The sequence below is a fragment of the Arthrobacter sp. KNU-44 genome (assembly GCF_051843155.1).
In the GTDB taxonomy this organism is placed as follows: Bacteria; Actinomycetota; Actinomycetes; order Actinomycetales; family Micrococcaceae; genus Arthrobacter.
Genome location: NZ_JBPXNG010000002.1, coordinates 3835520 through 3861011, shown reverse-complemented (window position 1 = coordinate 3861011; position 25492 = coordinate 3835520). Strand labels below are relative to the sequence as shown.

The window sequence follows — 25492 nt, the reverse complement described above, 5'->3', positions numbered from 1 at the left end:
GCCCGACGGCGGAAATGCCCGGATTTGCGGGGCAAACCGGCGAATCCGTGCTACCAGCGGCCGTTGCGCGGCTTCGGCTGGCAGATCGGGCAAGTGTACGAGGAGCGGTTCATGAATTGCTCCCGTTTAATCACACCGGGAAGTCCAACGGCGGAACAACGCCTGCACGGCTCGCCCTCCCGGCCGTAGGCATCCAAGGACCGCGCGAAGTATCCCGAAGCTCCGTTGACATTGACATAGAGCGAATCAAAGCTCGTCCCACCGGCGGCGAGGGCGTCGCTCATGACTTCCTTCGCCGCGTCGACGAGCCTCACGGCATCGGCCCGCTTGAGGGTGTCTGTCGGCTTGGCATAGTGGAGCCTGGCCCGCCAGAGGGCTTCATCGGCGTAGATGTTGCCTATCCCGGAGATGACACCCTGATCCAACAGGGCACGCTTGAGACCGGTCTTGCGGGCTTTGACCTTGCGGTAGAACGCGTCAAAGGAAAAGTGCGGGTCCAGCGGATCGCGGGCGATGTGCGAGGCTTCTTCGGCAATTTCAGGAAGGGGGGTCTCACCCTGGCCGCCGGGGCCGCCGTCGGACGTCGGTACAAGGGAAGTGATAAACAGTCCGCCGAAGATCCGCTGGTCCACAAACCGCAACTCCTCGGGCATGCCGTCGGAGCTGCTAAGACGGAGACGTACTTTGAGGTGCTTCTCATCGGGGACCGCAGGGTCCTGCATGAGGAGCTGCCCGCTCATACCAAGGTGCGCCATCAGCGCGACGCCGGGCATTGTTTCGACGGACGCGGCCCCGCCTGGCAGTTCGGCGGCGTTGCCCGCACTGCGGGGTTCCTCGGTTCGCAGGGGCATCCACAGGAACTTACCGCGGCGGACGACATCCAAAACCGTGGTGTTCTCAAGGTTGCCGATAAAGTCCTCCGTGCCCAAAGCGTGGCGGCGGATGGAACGGGGATCCAGGACCTCCACGGCCGTGATGGTCCGGCCGCGCACCCAACGTGCCAGGCCGCGGCGGACCACTTCGACTTCGGGCAGTTCCGGCATGTGGAGTCAGTCGCTGTGCGCAGGATCAGCCGGAGAGTCGGCTTTGCTGTTCAGCGTGACCTTGCTGTTGAGGGTGCGCCACGCATCTGCGGCTGCTTCCTGTTCGGCTTCCTTTTTGGAGTGTCCCGTGCCTTTGCCGTAGGCGGTGCCGCCGATCTGGAGCACTGCCTCAAAGCTGCGCGCGTGGTCCGGGCCGGAGCCTTCGACTGCATAGTAGATGGACCCGAGCTGACGGCTGGCGGCAAGCTCCTGCATGCTGGTCTTCCAGTCGGTGCCGGCACCGAGGGCTGCGGCGTCCTTGAGCAAGGGCCCAACGAGCCGCATGACGAGCTGCCGGGCAGTCTCAATGTCGTTGGAAAGATAGGTTGCGCCGATGAGCGCTTCCATGGTGTCCGCAAGGATAGAAGACTTGTTCTTACCGTCGGTGAGCCTTTCGCCCTGCCCGAGGTAGATGAATTCGCCGATGCCAAGGTCCCGGCCGATACCCGCCAACGCGCGGGTGCTCACGACGGCGGAGCGTCGCTTCGCTAGGTCGCCTTCCGGCAGCGCCGGGTTGTCGCGGTACAGCGAATCGGTCACGGAGAAGCCCAGGATGGAGTCGCCCAGGAACTCGAGGCGCTCATTGGTGGGAATCCCGCCATTTTCATACGCGTATGAACGATGTGTCAGAGCAAGACGAAGCGTCTCGGCGTCAATGGAGACACCGAGACGCTTCAGAAGCTCTTCAGTTGAAGACATCCTTTGTCAGCCTTTTGGCGGATTTAGACGTCAGCGACCTTGCGGCCCTTGTATTCAAGGAACAGCGCGGTCCCGGCAGAGTCGGTTACGACCTTTGCCTGGTGCGGCAGGCTGTAAACAACCTGGCCGTTTTCGATGGTCTTGACCAAGTTGGGGGCAGTTGCCTTCCACTGGGCACGGCGGGCGCGTGTATTTGCGCGAGACATTTTCCGCTTGGGAACAGCCACGGCTATCTCATTTCTCTTTTAGTCAGCACTTACTAATCAGTTTGCCGGTCGGTCTTAGCCAGTTCAGCTAGGGCAGCCCAGCGAGGATCCAGGTCCTCGTGGTGGTGCCCCGGCTCGTCTTCCAGACGCACTCCGCATATTGAGCAGAGGCCCTGGCAGTCTTCCCGGCACACCGGCTGGAACGGCAGCATGGTTACAACCGCGTCCCGCAACACCGGTTCAAGATCGATTAGATCGTGCTCGACTCGACGTTGCTCTTCATCGTCTTCTTCGTCCGAAAGCTCGACGCCCTCATAGAAGAAAAGTTCTTGCACATTGACCTCAAGGTCATACGCAAGGGGATCCAGGCATCGTCCGCATTCGCCCTTGACTTCAGCGAATACGGTTCCAGATACCAGAATTCCTTCGTGTACGGCCTCAAGCCTCAGGTCGAGCTCGATATCCGAGCCTTCCTGAACGCCAATGAGTGCCACGCCAAGGTCACTTGGCGCGGGTACATGTTCCGTGAGCGTCCGCATGCTTCCTGGACTACGTCCGAGGTCCTTGACGTCCAGCGTCAAGGGCGAACTTGCATCTCGCTTAATGAGAACTCCTGTAGAACATATGACCGACGTACCATCTTAGCCTGAACGCGTGAGCGGACTCAAACCGGGTCAATTACAACGCGTTCTGCCCGAGGTACCGATCCAGCTTACCCGTTGCGGAGCTACTCCGCTGCCGACCCGCCAGCGAGGAGCCGCTTGAGCACCGATTTAGGCACGAAATCGGACACATCGCCGCCCAAGAGGGAGATTTCCTTGATGAGCGTGGAGGATAAATGGAGGTAGTGGGCCTCAGCCGGCAGAAAGACAGTCTCGACGCCGGACAATTGGCGGTTCATGGTGGCCATGGGAAGTTCGTAGTCGAAATCCGAGGACGAGCGCAGGCCCTTGACGATCGCTGAAATTCCCCGGTGCCTGCAGTATTCGGCCAGCAATCCCTCGCCCATGGGCTCCACGATGATGCCCCGCAAGGAAGCAAGTGTCTGCCTAGCCATGTCCATGCGTTCTTCCAGGCTGAAGCGGTACTTCTTCGCATAGTTGGTGGACACGGCGACGACGACTTCATCGAACAGGCCGGCGGCCCTCGCAATGACTTCCAGATGTCCGTTGTGGATGGGGTCGAAGGAGCCAGGGCACACAGCGCGTCTCATGGTTCGAACCTACCGCATCCGGGGCCGCAGGCACTATGGCGATACCATGGCTGAAACGGCGGGCCGGACGAGCCGGAAGCCAGCACCCAGGAAGGCATCCCCACAGTGACGAGCCCGGCCTCTCCCAGCCAGAACACGTCCGCCGCACCTTGGCAACGTGCCGCAAGCGGCGCCAACCTGCTCGCGGCCGACGGCAGCCTCGGAGTGACCATCTTCGAAGAGATGACCACCCTGGCAATGTCCACCGGAGCCATCAACCTGGGCCAAGGATTCCCTGACGAGGACGGGCCGGCGGAAATCAAGGCAGCAGCGCAGGCAGCCATCACGGCGGGAGCCAACCAGTACGCGCCAGGCAAAGGGATCCCCGAACTTCGCGAGGCCATCGCCGCACATCAGGAACGCTTCTACGGACTGACCCCGGACCCGCAGACCGAGGTCATTGTGACCACCGGGGCCACTGAAGCCATCGCCGCCGCATTGCTCGCATTCATCGAACCCGGCGACGAGGTCCTGACCTTCGAGCCCTTCTACGACTCCTATGGCGCCATCATCGGACTCGCCGGGGCCAGGCATGTGACCGCTCCCTTGCTGGCGCCGGACTTCCTTCCGGACGTGGACGCGATGGAATCGGCATTCAGCGAGCGCACGAAGGTTGTGCTCCTCAACAATCCGCACAATCCCACGGGCGCGGTTTTCCCTCGCGAGGTGCTGGAACGAGTCGTCGAGCTCGCGCGGAAATACGATGCCTTGATCCTCAGCGATGAAGTCTACGAGCACCTCACCTTCGGTGTGCAGCACCTTCCGGTCGCCGGCATCCCGGGAGCGGCCGAACGAACTGTCACGATTTCCTCGGCCGGCAAGACGTTCTCGTTCACCGGCTGGAAGATCGGCTGGCTCAGCGGACCGGCGCACCTTGTGGCGGCGATCCGCACGGTCAAACAATTCCTCAGCTACAGTTCCGGGACCCCGTTCCAAAGTGCGATCGCGGTAGGCCTTGCCCTTCCCGATGAGTTCTACACCGGCATCGCGTCCATTCTCCAGCACAAGCGGGACACCCTGGCCGAGGGACTGCGGGCCGCCGGCTTCGGCGTCTACACGCCGCAGGGAACATACTTCATCAACGTCGACACTGCGCCCCTCGGCATCAACGACTCCGTGGACTTGGCCCGACGACTGCCGGAGCTCGTAGGAGTGGCGGCCATCCCCGTCCCCGTGTTTTGCCACCCGGAAGGGGCGGAAAGGACGCGCAGCCTTCTCCGGTTCGCGTTCTGCAAGAAGACCGAAGTACTGGAAGAAGCGGCCGCCAGGCTGGCCACCCTGCGGGACAAGCTCTGACTGTGTCAGCCGGCCAAAACCACGAGGGACGGCGCTTCCTGCGAGCCACCGGCCAACATGCCGCGATCGAGGCCGACACACTGATTGACGGAGCCTACATCCTGCGCATCGGCGACGCAGAGCAATCCCATGTCAATCTCGCGGAGCCCACGGAAATCTTCTACGAGTACCTGCGCAGGATCGGCCATGTAGTGGATCTGCTCGCGCCAGGAGGGCAAGCCATTACTGCCCTCCATCTCGGCGCGGGGGCCTTGACCCTGGCCCGCTACATCGGGGCGACGAGGCCCGGTTCGGAACAACACGCCGTCGAACTCGAACGTGAATTGCTCGACTTCGTGCTGCAGAAGTTGCCCATGCCGGACGGCACCCGCTTGGAGACGCATATCGGCGACGCACGCGAAACCCTCGCCGAACTGCCCACGGAACTCAAGTTCGACGTCGTGATCCTGGACATCTTCTCCGGTCCCGAGGCTCCGGCACATATCGCCTGCCGGGAGTTCTATGAAGAGGCCGCGGCGCGGCTCCGGCCCGATGGGGTGCTCATCGTCAATGTCGGGGACGAAGCGGCCCTGACCTTGGTGCGCAGCCAGGCCGCCGCGATGCGACGGGCGATGCCCGACGTCGCGGCCTTCGCCGAGAGCGGCATGTTCGCCGGCCGGTACCCCGGCAACATCATCCTGGTGGGGACGCGCCGGCCGTGGCCGGCCGAGTGGACGGCCGAACTCCTGGCCCGTGGGCCGCACCCCGCGGCGGTGCTGAGCGGAGTGGAGTTGGACCGGCTATCGGGCTAGCCCCGCCTTTCGGGCTCGCGCTAGACGGGTTCGGCGAACCAGAGCTTGGTTTCGCCATACTTCTTGTCCGCAAACCGTTCGAGGGTGTCCGGCCAGTCCGGTTCCGGGGACCGTGAGGAACGCTCGACGACGACCACGGCGCCTTCATCGAGGTGGAAGGCGAGCTTGGCGAGGACAGACTTCAGGGAAGGCTCATCCAAGGGATAGGGCGGATCCAGGAACACAAGGTCCCAGAGAACGTCATCCGCCGCGCGTTCGAGGAAGGACTCCACTTTGGAACGAGTGACGGAGACAATCCTCCGTCCCAGCACCTGGTTGGCCATGTCGGCGTTTCGCTGGCAGACCTCGGAGGCGCGTGCATCGGATTCCACGAGTTCGGCCGAGCGCGCGCCCCGGCTGGCACTTTCGATGCCGAGGGACCCAGAACCCGCATAAAGATCCAGCACCCGGGCATCGTCGATGGCGTCTAGTGCCTCGAGCCGCGAGAACAACGCCTCCTTGACGCGGTCCGTCGTCGGCCTGGTGGCGTTTCCAGGGACGCTGACCAGCGGATTGCCGCCGACCACGCCGGCAATGATCCGGCTCACAGGCCAATTCCCGGGACGGAGCACACAGGCGTGCGTTCAAGCGTGGATTCCTTAGCCGCGTTCAAGGAACGCCTCCTTTTCGGGGTTCAGATATTCGTCAATCGCGGCTGCCAGGGCCTGTTGGCCGTCCAGCCCGGGATCGTCCGCGACGAGCCGCTGGGCATCGGTGCGGGCGCGGGCGATCACGTCCTCATGCTCCAGGACGCGCAACAGCTTCAGGGTGGAGCGCCCACCGGATTGCGAGGCGCCAAGGATATCGCCTTCGCGGCGCAGCTTGAGGTCTTCCTGGGAAAGTTCGAAGCCGTCGGTAGTCGACGCAACGGCATCAAGGCGCCTGCGGCTCGGATGGCCGGGCTCGAGCGTCGTGACCAGCAGGCACGTGCCTGGAAGGCCGCCTCGGCCCACCCTCCCGCGTAGCTGGTGGAGTTGCGAAATGCCGAAACGGTCAGCATCAAGGATCACCATCAGCGTGGCGTTATGGACATCCACCCCCACCTCGATCACGGTCGTGGACACCAGCAGCTGGGTCTGGTTGGCGGTGAACGAGGCCATGGTTTCGGACTTGAGTGCCGGATCCTGCCGTCCGTGGAGAGGCTCCACCCGGACACCGCGCAGGGCAGGCTCCTGGCTGAGCGTTTCGACGACGGCGTTCACCGAAGCGAGCTCGCGGGCGGGGCCCTCCTCCGAAAGTTCGGCGTCGCTTGGTTCCGCTTCGCCCGGGCTGAAGTCGCCGTCGTCGTCGTCTCCGATCTTGGGACACACGACGTACACCTGGTGGCCGGCGTCGATCTCTTCCCGCGAGCGTTTCCAGATCCTGGCCGCCCACCCCGGGTTTTCCGCGAGCCCGACAACGTGGGTGGAGATGGGCGCGCGGCCTGCAGGGAGTTCGTCCAGCACGGACGTTTCGAGGTCGCCGAAGACGGTCATGGCAACAGTGCGTGGAATCGGAGTAGCGGTCATCACCAGCAGGTGGGGCGGCCGGTTGGCCTTGGCACGCAGGGCGTCACGCTGCTCCACCCCAAAGCGGTGCTGCTCGTCCACCACGATCAGCCCGAGGTCCTGGAACGAGGTTTTGTCACTCAGCAGCGCATGGGTGCCGATCACGATGCCGGCATTGCCCGAGGCCGCGTCCAGCATGGCTTGCTTGCGGGCAGCCGTCGGCATGGAGCCTGTCAGCAAGGCGACCTGGACCGACCCGGGGCCATTCCCGGGGTCGGTGCCCAACAATCCGGCCCCGCCCAGCATCCCGGCGCCTCCGAACAAACCGTCCCGGGCCAGCGGGCCCAGGGTCCTCCGGATGGAATCGAAATGCTGTGCCGCGAGGACCTCCGTGGGGGCGAGAAGTGCGGCCTGCCCGCCGGCATCCACCACTTGCAGCATGGCCCTCAAGGCCACGATCGTTTTTCCGGAACCAACCTCGCCCTGCAGCAAGCGGTTCATCGGCGAGTCCTGTGCCAGCTCGTGGGATAGCGTCTTTCCGACGGCAGCCTGGCCGGCAGTCAGCGTGAACGGCAGCCGCCGGTCGAAGGCGGCAAGGAGCCCTTCAGGCACGGGCCGACGAGCGGTGGCCTCTTCTGCAGCCAGCTGGGCCCGGCGCCGCGCCAGGGCAGTCTGCAGAACCAGTGCTTCCTGGTAGCGGAACCGGTCACGGGCGCGCTGCCAATCCGCCGCCGTTACCGGCGAATGGATCAGCCGGTACGCTTCCCCTACCCCCAGGAATTTCTCCCGGGACGCAATTTCGGCAGGCAGCGGGTCCTCGATGCTGTCCACGTCGATCGTGTCCAGCAGCGTGGTGATGACCTTGTGGATGGACCAACTGGTGAGCTTCGCGGTGGCCGGATACACGGGAATGGGCATGGCCGCCAGCTTTTCCGGATCGACGGAACCGGCCAGCTCCGGGTCCTCGTCGAGCAGCATGAAGTCCGGATTGGTCATGCCCAAGGATCCACCGTAGCGGCTGACCTTGCCGGAGAACATCACGCGGCGGCCCGGCTGAAGCTCACTGCGGGCGCGGAAACCGTTGAAGAAACTGATTTTCAAGGTTCCGGGAATCTGCTCGCCGCTGGCCTCGTCCGTGACCACGACGTCCGTCAACGATCCGCGCCTTGCCCGCATTTGCCGGGTGGAATTGGACAGGACCCTGGCAATGAGGGTGGCCTCTTCATCCAGCGGCAGTTTACTGATGGGCGTGAGTTCCCCGCGGCTCAGGTAGCGGCGGGGAAAGTAGTTAAGCAGCTCCCCGACAGTGTCCAGGCCAAGGTGCTTCTCGATGACGGACGCCGACCGTTTGCCGATCCTCCGCTCGAGGGGAAGGTGAAGCTCAGTATTCATGCCCGTGCTGGCCTGCCGGAAGGCCTGGGTCGCGCGGCATCGAGAGCTGGCTGATGGAGATGTCGGTGGGCTCGCCGAGTGCGCGGATGACTGCCACAGCTGGTTCAGCGTCCGGAACGTGGACATGCACGCGCCACCGGTAGCTGGCTTCCGCCGAGTCCTCATCGTCATCGTCGTCGTCCCCGGAATCATTCGGTCCAGACGGGCTGCCCACCGGGTTCGCGCTGCCCACCTGGCTCATGATGACGGAGTCGCCGAGTTCGTCCAACCGCTGACGGAGCGTGGCGGCGGCTAGCGGTGAAAGGCTGATGGTGCACATGACCTCGACGCCGTCGTCGTCGGGCATTCCCGCATGGATGTGCGGATCCTGCAGGTCATAGCCGTGCAGCCCGTCCAGGAGTTCATCCTGGAGTTCTTCGCCGAGCACAGCCGAGCGGAGGCAATCCAGGATCAACAACATGCCCACCCCACCCGCGTCCACTACATGGGCCGCATGCAGCGGGGCCAGTTGGTCCTCGGTTAGCACTACTGCGTCCAGCGCTGCATTGACGGCGGCATCGAGGGCCAGGCCCAACGCCTGGTTGCTGTCGTCGCCGTTGTGGGCACTATCGCATTCGCCCGCTGCCCTGGCGGCAGCTTCGAGAACGGAGAGCATGGTACCCGGTACCGGCTCGCTCAAGGCAGACCAAGCCCGGATCTGGGCCCGGTTCAGTGCGGCGGCGAGCAGGGGCGCGCTGAGGCGCGTGTGCCCGGCCAGCGGCTCGGCCATTGCGCACAAGAAGACAGCGAAGAGTGTTCCTGAGTTACCCCTGGCCTGCTCCATGGCCGCGCGTCCTGCCGTGGCCAGAACGGCTCCGACGTCGTTCACCGGTTCGTCCGCGGTGGACCGATCGGCGAATGCCGCGGCAGCAGCGCGGACTGTGAGGTAGAGGTTGGTGCCCGTGTCGCCATCTGCCACCGGGAAGATGTTGATGGCGTTGAGCCGGTCGCTGTGGTTCCCGAGCGTCGTCTCCGCTTTGCCCAGCCACCGCTTCATGGCGTGCGTATTGGCGGCAATCTTAGTCTGCAAAGTGATCCCATCCCACGGTGTCAGCGGGGATTCCCGCTATCCGGACGCCGCTGTGCTGTCCTTCGGCAACGGCCTGGATCGAGCCTATCGCAGTGAAGCCGGAAGGTAGCTGAACATTCGCTGGAAATGTCGCCAACAGGCCGTGGTCCTCTCCGCCCCCCAGGATCCAGTCCATGGGATCGCGGCCAAGAGGAGCCGATGCAGCTTCCAAGGCAGTGGCGAGGGCCTTGAGTGCGATGGGGTCGAGGTCGAGTGCCACGCCACTGGCTTCGGCGAGACGGGCGCCGTCGCGCAAAAGCCCGTCCGAGACATCCATCATGGCCGTGGCTCCTGCCTTCGCCCCCAGCGGTCCTGCGGTAAGAGGCGGCAGCGGCCGGCACTGGCTATCCATGAGTCCGCGCTGGGCAGCGTTCAGCTCGCCTACGGGTATGGTGCTTTCGAGCAGGGCCAGGCCGGCTGCGGCGCGTCCAACAGTTCCGGCAAGGGCCACGGTGTCTCCCGGACTTGCCCCGGAGCGCAGGACCGCAGGGAGCCCGTGCATTGTCCCGACGACGGCGACCGTCACCGCTATTTCGCGGCCACGGCCCAGGTCTCCCCCGGCAACCGAGCAGTCGGCAGCCCCCAAGCCGACAATGCCGGCCGTCAGGCCGTCCGCGAAGTCCTCGACCCACTGGACGCTAGTGTCGGGCGGCATGGTCAAGCTGACGACGAGGGACACCGCGGTACCGCCCATCGCGTTGATGTCGCTGAGATTCTGCGCTGCCGATTTCCAGCCGACGTCATACCCCGTGGTCCGGTATCCGTTGTTCCATTCCAGGCGGAAGTCCTGGTCCTGGGTCTGGGTGTCGATGGAAATGAGGGTCCGGCCATCCGGCGCGGCGACGATGGCGGCATCGTCCCCCGGCCCGAGCAGCACGCTGCTGCTGGGGTTCAGGCGCGGAAAGATGCGCGCGAGGAGCTCGCCTTCGGACAGCTCGCCGACAGTCTGTTGTTCTATGGACACAGCTCTACGCTATCGCGAACCGCCGACAACAATGGGCTGTCCCTTCGCGTCCGTTGCCCCGATCCTCGGTTTGCCGCAGCCGCGATAGGCTTGATCAATGCAACAAACGAAAGCCGCTGTGTACGTCCGCGCCTTCTGTGCTTTGACAGCCGCGGCGGTTTCGGTCCTTACGCTTGCAGCCTGCTCTCCCGTCGCCGACGTGAAGCCTGCCGCTGATGCCGCGAATGCTGCCTGCGCACCCATGATGGTGTCGCTCCCGGACACCATCGGCGACGCCGCCCTGCGGAAGACCAACAGCCAGGCTACGGCGGCATGGGGCGACCCGTCTGTGTTGATTCTGCGGTGCGGCGTCAATGTGCCCGGCCCCACGACGGACCGTTGCGTCACCGTCAACGACGTTGACTGGGTCATCAAGGAAGGCGACCCGGTATGGACCCTGACTACCTACGGGCGCGAGCCCGCAACTGAAATCCTCATGGACCCCAACAAGATCAGCTCCGCCACGGTCCTTGCCGATCTGGCACCCGCCGCGGCGAAAATCAAGGCCGTCCGCAAGTGCGTCGGCCAGCCGGAGCTGCTGCAGAACCTGCCCACGACTACTCCTGGCAAGTAGCCGGCGCCGCCCTGCCAGCTATTAGCGCAGGCCTGTTATTAGCCGGGCCGGCTATCAGCGCAGGCCGGTTTTCCGGTTGAGTGCCAGGTAGATGAGTTCGTCGATCAACTCGGCGTAGCCCAGGCCGGAAGCCGCCCACATTTGCGGATACATGCTCTTCGGTGTGAAACCGGGCATCGTGTTGATCTCGTTGATGATGAGTTCGCCGTCCGGAGTGTAGAAGAAGTCCACGCGGCTCAGGCCTTCCGCACCCACAGCGTCGAACGCAGCCGCCGCGAGCTCGCGGACGCGCGCAATGGCCTCGTCCGGAATATCGGCGGGACAGCTAAGGGCCGCGGCGCCGTCCTCCACATATTTGGCGTTGAAGTCGTAGAATTCGTGTTCGCCGGGAGCGACGGCGATTTCCCCCGGCATGGAGGTTCGAGGAGCCGCCGTGCCACGTCCTTCAAGGACGGCGCACTCGATCTCACGGCCGACAATGCCGGCCTCGATCACCAGCTTGAGGTCGTGCCGCCGTGCTTCTTCAATAGCTGCGTCCAGCTCATCCATAGAGTCGACTTTGGAAATTCCCATCGAGGAACCGGCGCGGGCGGGCTTCACGAAAACCGGGAACCCGAGGCGGTCCACGCGCTTGCGCACGGCTTCGGCGTCGTTGATCCATTCACGGTCAGTGACGGCGACATACGGTCCCACCGTCAGTCCGGCGGCTTCGAAAACGACCTTCATGAAATGCTTGTCCATGCCGACGGCGGATGCGAGGACTCCGGCTCCCACGTAACGGGTGTCGGACAGCTCCAAGAGGCCCTGGATGGTGCCATCCTCGCCCCAAGGGCCGTGCAGGAGCGGAAACACGACATCCACGGAGCCCAGTTCCTCAGGCACCGCATTCGGTGCCGTGACGATCAATTGGTGGGCCCCACCTACCTCAGCGAGGGTTACGGTCCTCCCGGAGGGCAGCACCTCAGGCAGGGCCGACGCGCTCAGCGACCACTGGCTGATGTCAGCGGAAGGGATCACCCACTGCCCCGACTTGGCTATCCCGATGGGGACGACGTCGTACTTGTTCTTGTCGATAGCGCCCATGACCCCGGCCGCCGTCACGCAACTGACGGCGTGCTCGCTGGATCGGCCGCCAAAGAGTACGGCGACGCGAGGCCGCCTGTGTTCGGCCGGCTTCGCGGACTCGGCAGCTCCAGCAGGAGCGGCAGTTCCGGCGGACAGGGATTCTTCGGTCACAGTCAGTAATCGCCTTCGGACTTCAGGGAGCGGGCCAGGAGTCTGGGCCCAAGTTCATCAACGGACAGTTTGCCTTCGAGGACGGCTACCACGGCCGCGGTGATCGGCATGTCGACGCCGAGTTTTCCGGCTAGTTCGTAGACAGCGTACCCGGATTTAATGCCTTCCGCCGTCTGCGTCATACGCTCGGTGACCTGGTCCAGGGTCAAACCTTCGCCGAGCAACCGTCCCGCCGTGTGGTTCCGGGACAGTGGCGAAGAGCAGGTAGCCACGAGGTCACCCAGCCCGGCAAGGCCTGCCATAGTGCGGGCCTCGCCGCCCAAGGCAAGGGCCAGTCGGGAGGTCTCCGCGAGGCCCCGCGTGATCACTGAGGCCTTGGTGTTGTCGCCCATTTGCTTGCCTTCGCAGATACCGACGGCCAAGGCGATCACGTTCTTCACGATCCCCCCGATTTCGACACCGACCACGTCATTGCTCGTGTAAGGGCGGAAGTACGGTGCGGTGCAATACAGCGCGAACGATGCAGCCGTAGCTTCGTCGCTGCAGGCCACGACGGAAGCCGTCGGTTCTTGGCGAGCGATCTCCATTGCCAGGTTTGGCCCCGAAACAACGGCCACCCGCTCCTGCGGAATGTCGAGTTCCTCGGAAATGACCTGGCTCATGCGGGAATCCGTACCGAGTTCGAGGCCCTTCATGAGGGAAACGACCACGGCGCCCGGGGCAACGAGTGGTTTCCATTTGCGCAGTTGAAGCCGCAGCGACGGCGCCGGCACGGCCAAAATCACGATTCCGGCACCCGCGAGGACCTCTGCCACATCTGTAGACGCCGTGATGGAACCAGGCAGCTCTATGTCCTTCAAGTACTGGACGTTGCGGTGCTCCACATTGATTTGCGCAACCACTTCATCCCGCCGGCCCCAAATGCGGATACTGCGCTCCGCGCCGGTGGCAATTGCGGCATCCGCCAGGACCTTTGCGAACGTCGTACCCCAGGATCCGGCGCCAAGCACGGCGACAACACCTTTGTCGCCTGTTAGTTCTACCCCTGAGGTCACTTCTGTCCGTCCGTGCCGTCGGCGCCCGTGGTTCCTTCAGTCGCTTGGAAGCGACCGTGCTTCGACTGGTTGTGGGCGGCAGGGTCCCAGCGTTCCTTGGGCGGTTCTTCCCCGCGCAAGGTTGCAAGGAGCTCCGTGATGGCGTCCATGATGACGTCCGTAGCCTCAACCAGGGTGGCTCGGTCCAGCGGCCGGCCTTGGAAAGCACTGAGATCCACGGGATCGCCGACCAAGATGCGGGAAGTCTTCCGCGGGAAGACATGCAGGCGCTTGGCGTACCGGGGGAACACCTCTTGGGCACCCCAATGGGCAATGGGAACCACGGGAGCACCGGTCTGGAGTGCCAGGCGCGCCGCTCCCGTGTGCCCCTTCATCGGCCACAAATCCGGATCGCGGGTCAGGGTGCCCTCCGGATAGATGATGATCGCGCCACCGGCATCCACCACTTCCTGGGCGGCTTGCAACGAGCGGTTCGCCCCCGTCGTCGAACGCTCTACAGGAATCTGGTTCGCGGCGCGCAACAGGCTACCCAGGACGGGGGCCTTGAAGAGGCCCGCTTTCGCGAGGAAATGCGGTGGACGCTTCATGTTGTAGAGCATGTGCCCCACGACAATGGGGTCGATCTCGGTGCAGTGGTTCGGCGCAGCGATGAAGCCACCCGCGGGGAGCTTTTCGGTCCCCTCCCACTTCTTCGCCATGAGGATGTTCATGATCGGTCGCGCAATTCCCGCAAGAACAGCGAACATGGCACGGCTCTGGGCCGATTCCTTCAAGGTGTCCCCCGTTACTTGGATTCGGTGAGGTCGAAATCGGCGCCCAGCCCGGCGAGCTTTTCAGTGAAGCGCTCGTAGCCGCGGTTGATGATGTCGATCCCGGTCACCCTGGACGTGCCGTTCGCGGCGAGCGCCGCAATAAGGTGGCTGAATCCGCCACGGAGATCAGGGATGTCGATGTCGGTGCCCCTCAGCGGAGTGGGTCCCGAGACGACGGCGGAATGCAGGAAATTGCGCTGGCCGAAGCGGCATGGCACGCTCCCAAGGCATTCGCGGTGGACCTGGATGGTTGCGCCCATGCGGGTCAGTGCATCGGTGAAGCCGAAGCGGTTTTCGTACACGGTTTCGTGGACAATCGACACGCCCTCAGCCTGGGTCAAGGCGACCACCAGTGGCTGTTGCCAATCGGTCATGAAGCCCGGGTGCACATCGGTTTCAAGGACGAGCGGGCTCAGCTTTCCGCCGGGGTGGTAGAAACGGATGCCGTCCTCACGGATATCCATGCCGCCGCCCACCTTGCGGTAGGTGTTGAGGAAAGTCATCATGTCCCGCTGGGAAGCACCTTCCACGAAGATGTCTCCGCGGGTCACCAGGGCAGCCGAAGCCCACGACGCTGATTCATTGCGGTCTGCCAGTGCGCGGTGGTCGTAGCCACCCAGGTCCCGAACACCCTCGATCCTGATGGTGCGATCGGTCTGGACGCTGATGATGGCACCCATCTTCTGCAGCACGGCGATAAGGTCGATGATTTCCGGTTCGGTAGCGGCACCGCTCAGTTCGGTGATGCCCTCGGCCCGTGTGGCACTCAGAAGGACTTGCTCCGTGGCTCCCACCGACGGGTACGGGAGTGAGATCTTGGCGCCGTGGAGTCCCTTGGGAGCGGAGATGTGGATGCCGCCCGGGCGCTTTTCGACGACGGCGCCAAACTGGCGGAGGACGTTCAAGTGGTAATCGATCGGCCGGTCGCCGATCTTGCAACCGCCGAGATCGGGAATGAACGCTTCGCCGATGGCGTGGATCAACGGACCGCACAGCAGGATCGGGATACGGGAGTCCCCGGCGTGGGCGTCGATCGCCGTGCTGGACGCGGTCTTCGCGTTCTTGGGATCCAGGGTGAGATCACCGGTGACGGGATCCTTCTGAACAGTCACGCCATGGAGCTGCAACAGGCTGGTGACTACCTCTACGTCCTTGATTTCCGGGACGTTCCGCAGCACCGAGGGTTCGTTGCCGAGGAGGGAAGCCACCATGGCCTTGGGAACAAGGTTCTTGGCACCTCTGACGGTGACGCGGCCGGTCAAAGGGACGCCGCCGCGGATTGTCAGAACACTACTCATCTATACCGGTTTCCTCACGAGTTGATGCCCCCACACTTACGAAGGCTCCAGCTAAGCATAAAAGCTGACGTTACCGATTCGAAATGGAGGGGCGTGGCGAAGGCGGGTTTGCTGGTGCTGCTTGTGCCCCCAAGGCTGGATTTCAGCGACGCGGGGTCACTTACGGCCCATGTTGCCGCCCGGCATGGGCCGTAAGTGACCCCGCGTTCGTGCCCGATCCATGGATAACTCCCCATTCCAACCCGAACGACGACCACGGGCTGGCCACCAGATGCGGTGCCACGCACACGAAAAGGACCGGCGCACCCGTTCATTCGGGTGCGCCGGTCCTTTCAGGGTGCAAAAGCTACTCAGGCAGCCTCAGGTCCTCTTCGGCTGATCTACTGGATTCGCGCGGGGAGGGTTTTCGGCTTGAAGGAAGGCCTTGTGGCCTCGTAGGCCGTGATGTCTTCCTCGTGCTGGAGCGTCAGTCCGATGTCATCCAGGCCTTCCAGGAGTCGCCAACGAGTGTAGTCATCGATCTCGAAGGGTGCCACGACGTTTCCGCACTCAACGGTCTTGGACACGAGGTCCACCTTGACTTCGGTGCCGGGCGCGTTTTCGAGGACTTTCCAGATGAGCTCGATGTCGTCCTGGGCGAGCTCCGCCGCCAGGAGGCCTTGCTTTCCCGAGTTGCCGCGGAAAATATCCGCGAACCGCGAGGACAGCACGGCTTTGAACCCGTAGTCCTTCAGTGCCCAGACTGCGTGCTCGCGGGATGAGCCGGTACCGAAATCGGGTCCAGCCACAAGCACGGAGCCGGCGTTGAACGGTTCCTGGTTCAGGATGAAGGACGGGTCCTTGCGCCATGCTGAGAACAGCGCGTCTTCGAAACCGGTACGCGTGATCCGCTTCAGGTAGACCGCTGGAATGATCTGGTCCGTGTCCACATTGCTCTGGCGCAGCGGGACACCGATGCCGGTGTGGGTGGTGAACTTTTCCATGGGGTCCTCCTAGGCGGCGTCGGTGGTGGTGGATGCGGAAACAGAGGCGGGCTCCAGGTCCGAAGGCGAGCTCAGCGTTCCGCGTACTGCGGTGGCTGCGGCGACGACCGGCGAAACCAAGTGGGTGCGGCCGCCCTTGCCCTGGCGTCCTTCGAAGTTGCGGTTCGAGGTGGATGCGCAGCGCTCCCCCGGTTCCAGCTGGTCCGGATTCATGCCCAGGCACATGGAGCAGCCGGCAAAGCGCCATTCAGCGCCGAATTCCTTGAACACCTTGTCCAGGCCCTCTGCTTCGGCCTCGAGGCGGACGCGTGCCGAGCCGGGAACCACCAGCATCCGAACCTTCGGGTCCTTTTCCCGACCGCGGATGACATCGGCGGCGGCACGGAGATCCTCGATGCGGGAGTTGGTGCAGGATCCGAGGAAGACAGTGTCCACCCGAATGTCCTTCATGGGCGTGCCGGCTTCGAGGCCCATGTACTGCAGCGCGCGCTCGGCCGCCAGTTTGGCGTTCTCGTCACCGAAATCTTCGGGGAACGGTACCGCTTCATTGAGCGAAATACCCTGTCCCGGGTTGGTCCCCCAGGTCACGAACGGCTCCAAGGTATCGGCGTCGAGGTCCACCTCGACGTCGAAAGCAGCGTCGTCGTCGGTGTGCAGCGTGTTCCAGTATTCGACGGCGGCATCCCACTCTTCCCCCTGCGGGGCGTGCGGCCGGCCGTACATGTAGTCGTAGGTCGTCTGGTCCGGAGCCACGAGGCCGGCGCGGGCACCGGCTTCGATTGACATGTTGCAGATAGTCATGCGGGCATCCATGGAGAGCGCCCGGATGGCCGATCCACGGTATTCCAGGACGTAGCCCTGGCCGCCGCCGGTACCGATCTTGGCGATGACGGCCAGGATGATGTCCTTCGCTGAAACGCCCGGGCGCAGGGTGCCTTCAACGTTGATGGCCATGGTCTTGAACGGCTTGAGGGACAGCGTCTGGGTGGCCATGACGTGTTCCACCTCGGAGGTGCCGATACCCATGGCGAGCGCTCCGAAAGCGCCGTGGGTCGAGGTGTGCGAATCGCCGCAGACTACCGTCATGCCGGGCTGGGTGAGGCCCAGCTGCGGGCCGACGACGTGCACAATGCCTTGTTCGGCGTCGCCGAGCGAGTGCAGGCGGACTCCGAACTCCTTGCAGTTGTTGCGCAGAGTCTGGATCTGCGTACGGCTGGTCAGATCGGCGATCGGCTTGTCGATGTCCAGGGTCGGCGTGTTGTGGTCTTCCGTGGCGATGGTGAGGTCGGGGCGGCGCAAGGGGCGCCCGGCCAGCCGCAAACCCTCGAAGGCCTGCGGGGAGGTCACCTCATGCACGAGGTGCAGGTCGATGAACAGAAGATCGGGCTGGGCGTTGGCACCTTCGCCTTCGCCCTTGCGCACCACGTGCGCATCCCAAACTTTCTCGGCCAGTGTCTTTCCCACGGCCTGCTCCCTTCACTGCGGTTGGCTTGACTACTTCCACTGAACATCAGCGATCCGAACTGCGCCAGTGAAACAACTTGCATCTCAGATATTGAGACGGCAATATCATTACATGGACAATTCTAGTGGAGTCGGCGTCATCGATAAAGCGGCCCAGGTGCTCGACGCACTTGAGGCGGGGCCAACCACCTTGGCTCAACTTGTGGCAGCAACAGGCTTGGCCCGCCCCACGGTGCACCGGCTCGCGCTGGCGCTCGTCCACCACCGCCTCGTGAGCCGTGATATCCAAGGCCGCTTCGTCCTCGGCAGCCGCCTTGTTGAGCTTGCTTCGGCGGCCGGCGAAGACCGGCTCATCGCTTCTGCGGGCCCGGTCTTGATCCAGTTGCGCGACGCCACGGGAGAGAGCGCCCAGATCTTCCGACGCCAGGGCGACTGGCGCGTCTGCGTTGCCTCTGCCGAACGTCCCATCGGCCTGCGGGACACTATTCCCGTGGGCACCCAACTCTCCATGAAGGCCGGCTCCGCCGCCCAGATCCTGCTGGCGTGGGAAGACCACGACCGCCTCCTGGACGGACTTCAGAACGCCCGGTTCACGCCGACCGTCCTGGCAGGAGTACGACGCCGGGGCTGGGCCCAGAGCCTCGGCGAACGCGAGCCTGGAGTCGCCTCGGTCTCCGCACCCGTGCGCGGCCCTTCCGGCCGCGTCATTGCCGCGGTGTCCATCTCCGGCCCCATCGAGCGCCTGACCCGCCAGCCGGGACGTCTGCATGCCGAAGTCGTCTGCAACGCCGCCCGGGTATTGACTGAAGCCCTGCGTAAGAACAGCGACTAGGCGCTTCCCGTTTTGCCGTCGGGGCCTCCCTGGAGACGGGCGAAGGTAGGGTAGGCGCATGAACAGCTTTGCCGTGTTCCTGCGTGGAATCAACGTGGGCGGGATCAACATCAAGATGGCCGACCTCAAAGCAGCCCTCAAGGCGTACCCCTTCGCCGACGTCAAGACCCTGCTGGCCAGTGGCAACGTGGTGCTCCAGAGCGAGCTCGACGCCTCGGGAGTCAAGGATGAGTTTGAAAAGTGCTTGAGGGAAGCATTTGGCTATGACGCCTGGGTAGTGGTCCTGACCGCCGAGCGGGTTGCCGAACTGGTGGAAACCTGCCCCTATCCGGCCGACGACAAAACGACGCACAGCTACATCACCCTCGCTTCCGACGCGGCAATGTTGGACGAACTATTCGACGCCGGTACAGCCCTCGGCGCTGCCGGGGAGGGCGGCGTCGATCAAGTCCGGCTGGGTCCCGAAGCCTCGGCTTGGCTTGCCCCGGCGGGAGGGACCTTGGACAGCCCCTTCAGCAAGCTCTCGGCAAAGGCCCGCTACAAGGCGAGCACCACCACCCGGAACCTGCGCACGCTCATCAAGGTCAGGGACGCCGCAAAGGCCCTCCAGAAGTAAGAATGAGCTGCCACGAGTAGCGTTCTCCCCTGTTTTGAAATAGGAAAGCGCTTCCGACGCGGCGAGTTGCATCATTCCCGGGCTTTCGCTCCTCGAACAAGGGGAGAAAGGTACGGCGCACGAAGGTTCTGGGGTCTTCCTTGAGGCAAAGAAAAATCCCCCGGAACCTGTTGGTTCCGGGGGACTCGATTTGTGACCCCAGCGGGATTCGAACCCGCGTTACCGCCGTGAGAGGGCAGCGTACTAGGCCGCTATACGATGGGGCCTTGCACTCTAATTACAGCATTTTGAACGCCGTTTCCGGCATTCAAGCTGAATGAGTATTTCATACATTCAACTTTGTTTCAAATCGGCGAACCGTTTCGAAAGCCCGAATTTCCGCACTAATGTGTGGATTATTCGGAGCTGGGATACCAGGACTCGAACCTAGAATGACGGTACCAGAAACCGTAGTGTTGCCAATTACACCATATCCCATTGGTGCTTTTAGGCCGGATTCGAAGGCGTAAACCTTCGCTCCGTGCCCCTCAGCACGAGTAATTACTTTACCCGAGACTTTCGATGGGCACAAATCGAGAACATGCGCCCGTGTCCACGTTGGTGCACACCTCAGCGATCCGCCGATGTGGATGCCGGCATGAAAAAACCCTTGCAATCGAGGGGAGCTTAGGTTTACTCTCGGTAGGTTACCAATCGGTAACCTACGCCACGCACTTGTTTCGTGGCGCAGCTGCAGGCCGAATCTCCTGTTAGCTGCGTCACATGGGGGGATCCTCGGCAGCAGCGCCGCTGTCGGGAAGTCATCGAGAGGAATTGCCCATGACACCGAACCCTGCGATTGCCACCAGAACACGAAGCCGTGCCCAGATAATCGCTATTGCCGTGCTCGCACTCCTGCTCATCGCGCTCCTTGGCTTCTATACCTTGGTCATTGGGAAGATCGCGGCCGGGTCGGCGCAGCTCAATGACGGCGCCGGCCAGGCGTCTGCCGGTGCCGGCCAACTGAAGGACGGCGCCGCAAGGCTCGCGGGTGGAGCTGCGGAAGCCGGGACAGGTGCGGCCAAGCTGGCGGATGGCGCGTCGAAAGTCCAGAACGGAATCCAGGCCAAGCTGGCTCCGGGAGCCCAGCAGTTGAAGGATGGAGCCGACAAACTCGCCACGGGGGCCGTGAAGATCCAGAATGACGTCAACGCCAAGCTTGCACCGGGAGTCTACAAGGTGGACGACGGCGCACAGCAGCTCGCGGCCGGTGCCGTACAGCTTTCCGCGGCGCTGACCCCGACGCCGGGCGGCAACGCTGAAAACAATCTCGGCGACGGCGCCACTCAACTAAACACCGGCGCGAACCAGCTCAACAACGGAGCCGCCCAGCTCAACGCCGGTGCTGCCCAACTCGACGCGGGCGCTTCGAGGCTCGCGGCGGGCACCGATCAGCTCAAAGGTTACCCGGGGGCAGGAGACGATCCCACCAAGGGAACGGGCTCCGCTGCGTTGGCCCAAGGACTCCAGCAGCTCGCCGATGCGGCCAACGGCATCCAGGGCGTGGTGCCCCTGGCAACGCTGAAGGCGCAGATCAACGCGCTCAACGACGGCGCGCATCGCCTCGATGCCGGAGCCTCGCAATTGCAGGCCGGAGCGGGACAGCTTTCGGCTGGGGCGGCGCAACTGCACGATGGCACCGGACGGCTCGCAGACGGCACCGGGAAGCTCGCGGCAGGGACCGGAAAGCTGACGGCCGGTTTCGCCACGCTCGCCCAGAAGCTCAACAGCCAGGATCCCGCGTCCCCCGGCGTGGTTCTGGGAACCCAGATGCTCGCCGATGGAACCGCAAAGATCCGCGTGGGCATGGACGGCGTACCTGGAGACCCTGAGCACCCGGGACTCCTCAAGGCCACCGCCAGCATGACGGACGGAACATCCCGCTTGGCTGCAGGCACGGACTCGTTGATGACGGGCATCAAGGGCAGCCCTGCAGATCCCTCCTCCCCCGGTCTCCTGGACGGTTCCACCGCATTGGCGGCCGGCGCCTCCAAGTTGTCCGATGGAAATGCCAAACTGGCCGCGGGCTCAGCCCAGTTGTCCACCGGTGCCGAAAAACTCGCGGACGGAAATGCGCGAATCGCGGCGGGCACAGCGGAACTGCATCAGGGAGCTGCGGCGGTATCGCCGTCGAGCATGTCCGAAAAGTCGGATACCGGCACCGCGCTCGGACTTGTGGGCGTCCTGGGGGCGGGTTCCGTCGGAACGTTCGTTTTCCTGCGGAAGTTCCGGCTGGGCGCGTAGCTGCAGAAGCCTCAGGCGAGCAGTCGCGTCAAGGCGTCTATTTCCCGGCCGGAAAAGTCGGACGCGAGCTCACCTGTGCGGTTCAACCAGATGCCCAGCAATCCGGCGGAAGTGGCGCCTTCGGCGTCGAGAAGGCGGTTGTCGCCCACAAAGAGGGTCTCACCCGGGTTGGTGCCCAAGCGCCGGACCCCTTCCAGGTAAATGGCGGGGTCCGGCTTGGGCACACCTACGGTGTCCGTTCCGACAAGGACCGAGACCCGGGCAAGCCCCGCACTGTCGAGCTTGACCCGCTGGTAGTCGTGGACGTTGTTGCTCACGGCGCCATAGGGGATGCCCGCGGCGTCGAGGGCGTCGAGGACGGGCAGGACATCGCTGAAGGCCCTGACATAACTGGGCTGCAGGCGGGAATAGTCATTGAGCCACGTATGGGAGTCCTCGCCGCCGAGTTCCACCCCGAAATGCCCCAGGGCCGCACGGCCCCGCAGGAGGCGCTGCTCGTTGAACGTCAACTCGCCGGCGAGGTACCGGTCATAGAAGTGCGTGGTTTCGTGCGTGAAGATCCGTCCGAACTTCTCCCACCCGGCCTGGTCCAGGCCGGGCAGGAGGTGTTCGCTCACGTCACGTAGGGCCGTGGTCATGGCGTACTCAAGGTCCACCAAGGTGTCGTCGATGTCGAACAGGACACCCCGGACCGTGCCGAATGACTCATGAAGTGCGCTGATCACGGAGTGCCTGAACTAGCCGCGGAACGCGCGCAAGCGGGTGAGCGAGGAATCCTTGCCCAGGATGACCATCGATTCGAACAGCGGCGGCGAGATGCGGCGGCCGGAGATTGCCGTGCGCACCGGGCCGAACGCGAGGCGCGGCTTGATCCCAAGATCCTCCACCAAGGCTTGCTTGAGTGCTGCCTGGATGCTTTCTGCTGTCCAGTCGGCGAGGGGTTCGAGCGCAGCCAACGCGGCGTCGAGCACCTCGCCCAGGTTCTCGGGGAGTCCCTTGCGGGCGTCGTCGGCGACGTCGATCGCGTCGTCGTTCTTGAACAGGAAGGCAAGCATCTCGGGAGCCTCGCCCAGCAGGGTGATCCGCTCCTGGATCAGCGGCGCGGACTCGGCAAGAATCTCTTCCTGGCGCGGAGTCAGGATCTCCCCCACGAAGCCTGCGGCACGCAGGTACGGAACGAGCCGCTGACGGAAGTCCTCCGGAGTGAGCATGCGCACGTGCGTTCCGTTGATGGCTTCGGCCTTCTTGATGTCGAAGCGCGCCGGGTTGCCAAGGACGTCGTGGATGTCGAAGTTGGCCACGAGCTGCTCCACGGTGAAGATATCCTCGTCGGCGCTCAAGGACCAGCCCAGGAGGGACAAGTAGTTGAGCAGTCCTTCGCGGATGAAGCCACGTTCACGGTGCAGGAAGAGGCTGGATTCCGGATCGCGTTTGGAAAGCTTCTTGTTGCCCTGGCCCATGACGTAGGGAAGGTGGCCGAACTCGGGCATGTACTCGGCCACACCGATGGCGTAGAGGGCCCGGTAGAGGGCGATCTGCCGCGGAGTGGAGCTGAGCAGGTCTTCGCCGCGGAGGACGTGCGTGATACCCATGAGTGCGTCGTCAACGGGGTTCACGAGCGTGTACAGCGGGGCGCCGTTGGCGCGCACCACGGCGAAGTCGGGCACGGATCCGGCCTTGAACGTGATCTCCCCGCGCACAAGGTCGTTGAAGGTCAGGTCTTCGTCCGGCATGCGCAGGCGCAACACAGCATTGCGGCCCTCGGCCTTGTACTGGGCGAGCTGTTCCTCGGTGACGTGGCGGTCAAAGCCGTCGTACCCGAGCTTCGGATCCCGGCCCGCAGCCCGGTGCCGTGCCTCGATCTCCTCGGGAGTGGAGTACGACTCATAGATGTGACCGCCGGCTTTGAGCTTGGCGATGACGTCCTGGTACATGTCGCTGCGCTGCGACTGCCGGTACGGTTCGTGCGGGCCGCCAACCTCGACGCCCTCGTCCCAGTCGATGCCGAGCCACTTCAACGCGTCAAGCAGTTGGTGGTAGCTCTCCTCGCTGTCGCGGGCCGAGTCCGTGTCCTCGATCCGGAAAACCAGTTTGCCACCGGTGTGCCGTGCGTAGGCCCAGTTGAAGAGGGCCGTACGGATCAACCCAACGTGCGGAGTTCCCGTGGGTGAGGGGCAGAACCGGACGCGGACCGGGGTTTCAGCGTTCACGGCAGGAATGGCGGCAGAGTTCGACGCAGCAACAGTAGTCATAATGGTTCCAACTTTACCCCGTGCCGCAGGACGGAAAGCCCAGTGCCCGTGGGTGCAAAGCGGTTGACGCGGCGGACCGCCAAACCTCTACCGGCGGACCACCGGATTGGACAAGCGGCCTATGCCTTCGATCTCGATCTCATAGCGGTCGCCCTCCTGGACCAGGCCGACGCCGGCCGGAGTCCCGGTCATGATGACATCACCCGGAAGCAGGGTGAAAGCCTGCGAAACGATGGACACCAGCTCCCGAACGCTGCGAATCATCTGGTTCGTGCTGCCGTCCTGGCGGAGCTCACCATTGAGCCACCCCTTGATGGCCAGGTCCTCGGGGTCGAGTTCCGTCTCGATCCACGGGCCGAGCGGCGCGGAGGTATCAAAGCCCTTGGCACGCGCCCACTGCAGGTCCGTCTTCTGGACGTCGCGGGCCGTGAGGTCGTTTCCGCAGGTGTAACCGAAAATGACATCGTCCACGCGATCTTCGGGCACATCCTTGCAGATGCGGCCGATGACAACGCAGAGTTCAGCCTCAAAGGAGACTTCCTCCGAGAACTCAGGCAACACGATCGGATCGTTAGGGCCAACGACGGCGGTATTCGGCTTCAGGAACAACAAGGGGTGCTGCGGAACTTCGTTACCGAGTTCCCGGGCGTGCTCTGCGAAGTTCCGTCCGACGCCAATGACCTTGCTGCGCGGAATGATCGGTGCCAGCAGGCGCACGTCCTCCAGCTTGTGGCGGACCGAGGTCCGCTCAACGCCGTTGAAGAAGGGGTCGCCGTGGATGACAGTGATGACTTCACTGCCGGGCTCACCTTCGACGACGCCGTAGACGGGATCAGAATCAACAACAAACCGGGCGATACGCATGGTTTCTAGCGTACCGCCCGCCGGCGGCCACCACGCGCGCACTGTGGTGGACGCCCGCTAGCCTCGCAGATAGTCCAGTTGCGCCGCCACCGACGTTTCAGCGGCCCACCGCACGGAAGGATCGACGTCGGGATACACCGCGTCGGTGACGGCCTGGACCCCGGCTTGGGGCCCGAGCCGCGCGAGTGCTTCGCGGATCTGGTCCAGTCGCATCTCCCTGTGAGCCCGGTACTCGCGGCATACGACGTCGACGGCCGGCAGCACGGGACCGTGAGCGGGCAACAGTGTTGCGGGGCCGAGGCTTTCGAGTATGTCGAGGCTGGGGAGGTAATCCCCCAGCCGTCCATCGGGATAGTCCAGGACCGTGGTTCCGCGTCCCAGGATGGTGTCGCCCGTGAGCACAGAGCCATCGGGTCCGTCGCCGGGAAGGTGGAAGCAGACTGAGTCCGAAGTATGGCCCGGCGTGGCAAGCACGCGGATCTCGACACCTGCAGCCTCGATGACCTCGCCACCCCGCAACGGTTCGCCTCCGTGGCAGTGCGCCGGATCCGCCGCGCGGACAGGTGCGCCGGTGATTTCGTGGAAGCGCGCAGAGGCCTCGGTATGGTCCTTGTGGCGATGGGTGATGAGAACGAGCTCCACGGATCCCGCGGCGGCCAGGGCCGCGAGGTGCGATTCGTCGAGCGGCCCGGGATCGACGACGACGACTCCGGGAGCGTCCGGCGCGGCAATGACGTACGAGTTGGTGCCGTCGAGGCTCATCGGACCCGGATTGGGAGCGAGCAACGATCGGGTGAGGGGACTGCTGTTCTGGAAAGTGGCGTCATTGACCGGATTCACTTCTCCATCTTGGCACACGCCAATGAGC

25 protein-coding genes and 2 tRNA genes are annotated in these 25492 nt (G+C 63.9%); 6 read left to right on the top strand and 21 right to left on the bottom strand.

The features are described from left to right. Positions 1–50: 50 nt before the first annotated feature. The 5 genes from mutM to coaD all read right to left on the bottom strand — a co-directional run bounded on the left by mutM (position 51) and on the right by coaD (position 3200). The gene (gene mutM / locus ACSVHC_RS19120; protein ID WP_437770682.1) at positions 51–1043 is read right to left on the bottom strand and encodes a bifunctional DNA-formamidopyrimidine glycosylase/DNA-(apurinic or apyrimidinic site) lyase; all 993 of its coding nucleotides are present in this window, start codon (positions 1041–1043) and stop codon (positions 51–53) included. A gap of 6 nt (positions 1044–1049) precedes the next feature. Next, positions 1050–1781: a ribonuclease III gene (gene rnc / locus ACSVHC_RS19115; protein WP_437770683.1), complete on the bottom strand. Its 732-nt coding sequence runs from the start codon at positions 1779–1781 to the stop codon at positions 1050–1052. A gap of 23 nt (positions 1782–1804) precedes the next feature. Next, positions 1805–2008 carry a 50S ribosomal protein L32 gene (gene rpmF, locus ACSVHC_RS19110; RefSeq protein WP_028264646.1) on the bottom strand — a complete coding sequence of 68 codons (204 nt, stop codon included), beginning with the start codon at positions 2006–2008 and terminating at the stop codon, positions 1805–1807. A 32-nt stretch (positions 2009–2040) separates the two neighbouring features. Further along, positions 2041–2568 (bottom strand): YceD family protein, encoded by a 528-nt coding sequence (locus ACSVHC_RS19105; protein ID WP_059387665.1) that lies wholly within the window; start codon positions 2566–2568, stop codon positions 2041–2043. 146 nt (positions 2569–2714) lie between these two features. After that, on the bottom strand, positions 2715–3200 hold the full coding sequence (gene coaD, locus ACSVHC_RS19100) for a pantetheine-phosphate adenylyltransferase (protein ID WP_284984588.1): 486 nt from the start codon (positions 3198–3200) through the stop codon (positions 2715–2717). A 105-nt stretch (positions 3201–3305) separates the two neighbouring features. On the opposite strand from coaD, the gene ACSVHC_RS19095 reads away from it, so the two are divergent. Together ACSVHC_RS19095 and ACSVHC_RS19090 are read left to right on the top strand one after the other, a co-directional pair. Beyond that, positions 3306–4535, top strand: a complete 1230-nt coding sequence (locus ACSVHC_RS19095; RefSeq protein WP_437770684.1) for an aminotransferase class I/II-fold pyridoxal phosphate-dependent enzyme — start codon at positions 3306–3308, stop codon at positions 4533–4535. 2 nt (positions 4536–4537) lie between these two features. Continuing rightward, the gene (locus ACSVHC_RS19090; protein ID WP_439181213.1) at positions 4538–5326 is read left to right on the top strand and encodes a spermidine synthase; all 789 of its coding nucleotides are present in this window, start codon (positions 4538–4540) and stop codon (positions 5324–5326) included. 20 nt (positions 5327–5346) lie between these two features. Here ACSVHC_RS19090 and rsmD read toward each other — a convergent pair whose 3' ends face one another. Genes rsmD through thiL form a run of 4 tightly spaced genes read right to left on the bottom strand, consistent with a single transcriptional unit; the run spans position 5347 to position 10316 of the window. Further along, positions 5347–5913, bottom strand: coding sequence for a 16S rRNA (guanine(966)-N(2))-methyltransferase RsmD (rsmD, locus tag ACSVHC_RS19085; RefSeq protein ID WP_437770686.1), 567 nt, complete (start codon positions 5911–5913; stop codon positions 5347–5349). 51 nt (positions 5914–5964) lie between these two features. Then, positions 5965–8244, bottom strand: coding sequence for an ATP-dependent DNA helicase RecG (locus ACSVHC_RS19080; RefSeq protein ID WP_437770687.1), 2280 nt, complete (start codon positions 8242–8244; stop codon positions 5965–5967). After that, entirely contained in the window at positions 8234–9280 is a 1047-nt protein-coding gene (locus ACSVHC_RS19075) for a DAK2 domain-containing protein (RefSeq protein ID WP_437774049.1), read from the bottom strand. Before ACSVHC_RS19075 ends, ACSVHC_RS19080 begins: the two co-directional genes overlap by 11 nt. A gap of 22 nt (positions 9281–9302) precedes the next feature. Further along, positions 9303–10316 carry a thiamine-phosphate kinase gene (gene thiL / locus ACSVHC_RS19070; RefSeq protein WP_437770688.1) on the bottom strand — a complete coding sequence of 338 codons (1014 nt, stop codon included), beginning with the start codon at positions 10314–10316 and terminating at the stop codon, positions 9303–9305. 97 nt (positions 10317–10413) lie between these two features. Between thiL and ACSVHC_RS19065 the strand changes: the two genes are divergently transcribed. Continuing rightward, positions 10414–10929: a DUF3515 family protein gene (locus ACSVHC_RS19065; protein ID WP_437770689.1), complete on the top strand. Its 516-nt coding sequence runs from the start codon at positions 10414–10416 to the stop codon at positions 10927–10929. Between the two features lie 54 nt (positions 10930–10983). On the opposite strand, the gene ACSVHC_RS19060 is transcribed toward ACSVHC_RS19065, so the two are convergent. The 6 genes from ACSVHC_RS19060 to leuC all read right to left on the bottom strand — a co-directional run bounded on the left by ACSVHC_RS19060 (position 10984) and on the right by leuC (position 17777). Beyond that, a complete protein-coding gene (locus ACSVHC_RS19060) occupies positions 10984–12150 on the bottom strand; it encodes a D-alanine--D-alanine ligase family protein (protein WP_437774050.1) in 1167 nt (388 codons plus the stop codon). A gap of 17 nt (positions 12151–12167) precedes the next feature. Beyond that, entirely contained in the window at positions 12168–13220 is a 1053-nt protein-coding gene (locus tag ACSVHC_RS19055) for an NAD(P)H-dependent glycerol-3-phosphate dehydrogenase (protein WP_439181212.1), read from the bottom strand. Beyond that, on the bottom strand, positions 13217–13993 hold the full coding sequence (locus ACSVHC_RS19050; protein WP_437770691.1) for a lysophospholipid acyltransferase family protein: 777 nt from the start codon (positions 13991–13993) through the stop codon (positions 13217–13219). Before ACSVHC_RS19050 ends, ACSVHC_RS19055 begins: the two co-directional genes overlap by 4 nt. An 11-nt stretch (positions 13994–14004) precedes the next feature. After that, a complete protein-coding gene (murA, locus tag ACSVHC_RS19045; protein WP_437770692.1) occupies positions 14005–15330 on the bottom strand; it encodes a UDP-N-acetylglucosamine 1-carboxyvinyltransferase in 1326 nt (441 codons plus the stop codon). 380 nt (positions 15331–15710) lie between these two features. After that, positions 15711–16313: a 3-isopropylmalate dehydratase small subunit gene (leuD, locus tag ACSVHC_RS19040; protein WP_078108589.1), complete on the bottom strand. Its 603-nt coding sequence runs from the start codon at positions 16311–16313 to the stop codon at positions 15711–15713. Positions 16314–16322: 9 nt separating this feature from the next. Next, positions 16323–17777 (bottom strand): 3-isopropylmalate dehydratase large subunit, encoded by a 1455-nt coding sequence (gene leuC / locus ACSVHC_RS19035; protein ID WP_437770693.1) that lies wholly within the window; start codon positions 17775–17777, stop codon positions 16323–16325. Positions 17778–17889: 112 nt separating this feature from the next. On the opposite strand from leuC, the gene ACSVHC_RS19030 reads away from it, so the two are divergent. Together ACSVHC_RS19030 and ACSVHC_RS19025 are read left to right on the top strand one after the other, a co-directional pair. Continuing rightward, positions 17890–18609: an IclR family transcriptional regulator gene (locus ACSVHC_RS19030; RefSeq protein WP_437770694.1), complete on the top strand. Its 720-nt coding sequence runs from the start codon at positions 17890–17892 to the stop codon at positions 18607–18609. Positions 18610–18667: 58 nt separating this feature from the next. Further along, the gene (locus ACSVHC_RS19025; RefSeq protein WP_437770695.1) at positions 18668–19225 is read left to right on the top strand and encodes a DUF1697 domain-containing protein; all 558 of its coding nucleotides are present in this window, start codon (positions 18668–18670) and stop codon (positions 19223–19225) included. A gap of 193 nt (positions 19226–19418) precedes the next feature. Here ACSVHC_RS19025 and ACSVHC_RS19020 read toward each other — a convergent pair. Both ACSVHC_RS19020 and ACSVHC_RS19015 read right to left on the bottom strand, forming a co-directional pair. Next, positions 19419–19491: transfer RNA gene (locus tag ACSVHC_RS19020), tRNA-Glu, on the bottom strand. A gap of 139 nt (positions 19492–19630) precedes the next feature. Further along, positions 19631–19702, bottom strand: a tRNA-Gln gene (locus tag ACSVHC_RS19015). A 342-nt stretch (positions 19703–20044) separates the two neighbouring features. Between ACSVHC_RS19015 and ACSVHC_RS19010 the strand changes: the two genes are divergently transcribed. Then, the gene (locus tag ACSVHC_RS19010) at positions 20045–21508 is read left to right on the top strand and encodes a hypothetical protein (protein WP_437770696.1); all 1464 of its coding nucleotides are present in this window, start codon (positions 20045–20047) and stop codon (positions 21506–21508) included. Between the two features lie 11 nt (positions 21509–21519). Here the strand turns inward: ACSVHC_RS19010 and ACSVHC_RS19005 are convergent, their stop codons facing one another. The 4 genes from ACSVHC_RS19005 to ACSVHC_RS18990 all read right to left on the bottom strand — a co-directional run bounded on the left by ACSVHC_RS19005 (position 21520) and on the right by ACSVHC_RS18990 (position 25464). Next, entirely contained in the window at positions 21520–22233 is a 714-nt protein-coding gene (locus tag ACSVHC_RS19005) for an HAD family hydrolase (RefSeq protein ID WP_437770697.1), read from the bottom strand. Between the two features lie 12 nt (positions 22234–22245). Then, positions 22246–23760, bottom strand: a complete 1515-nt coding sequence (gltX, locus tag ACSVHC_RS19000; RefSeq protein ID WP_437770698.1) for a glutamate--tRNA ligase — start codon at positions 23758–23760, stop codon at positions 22246–22248. An 87-nt stretch (positions 23761–23847) separates the two neighbouring features. Further along, positions 23848–24624 (bottom strand): fumarylacetoacetate hydrolase family protein, encoded by a 777-nt coding sequence (locus ACSVHC_RS18995; protein WP_241707477.1) that lies wholly within the window; start codon positions 24622–24624, stop codon positions 23848–23850. A gap of 57 nt (positions 24625–24681) precedes the next feature. Beyond that, on the bottom strand, positions 24682–25464 hold the full coding sequence (locus tag ACSVHC_RS18990; RefSeq protein ID WP_437770699.1) for an MBL fold metallo-hydrolase: 783 nt from the start codon (positions 25462–25464) through the stop codon (positions 24682–24684). Between the last annotated feature and the right edge of the window lie 28 nt (positions 25465–25492).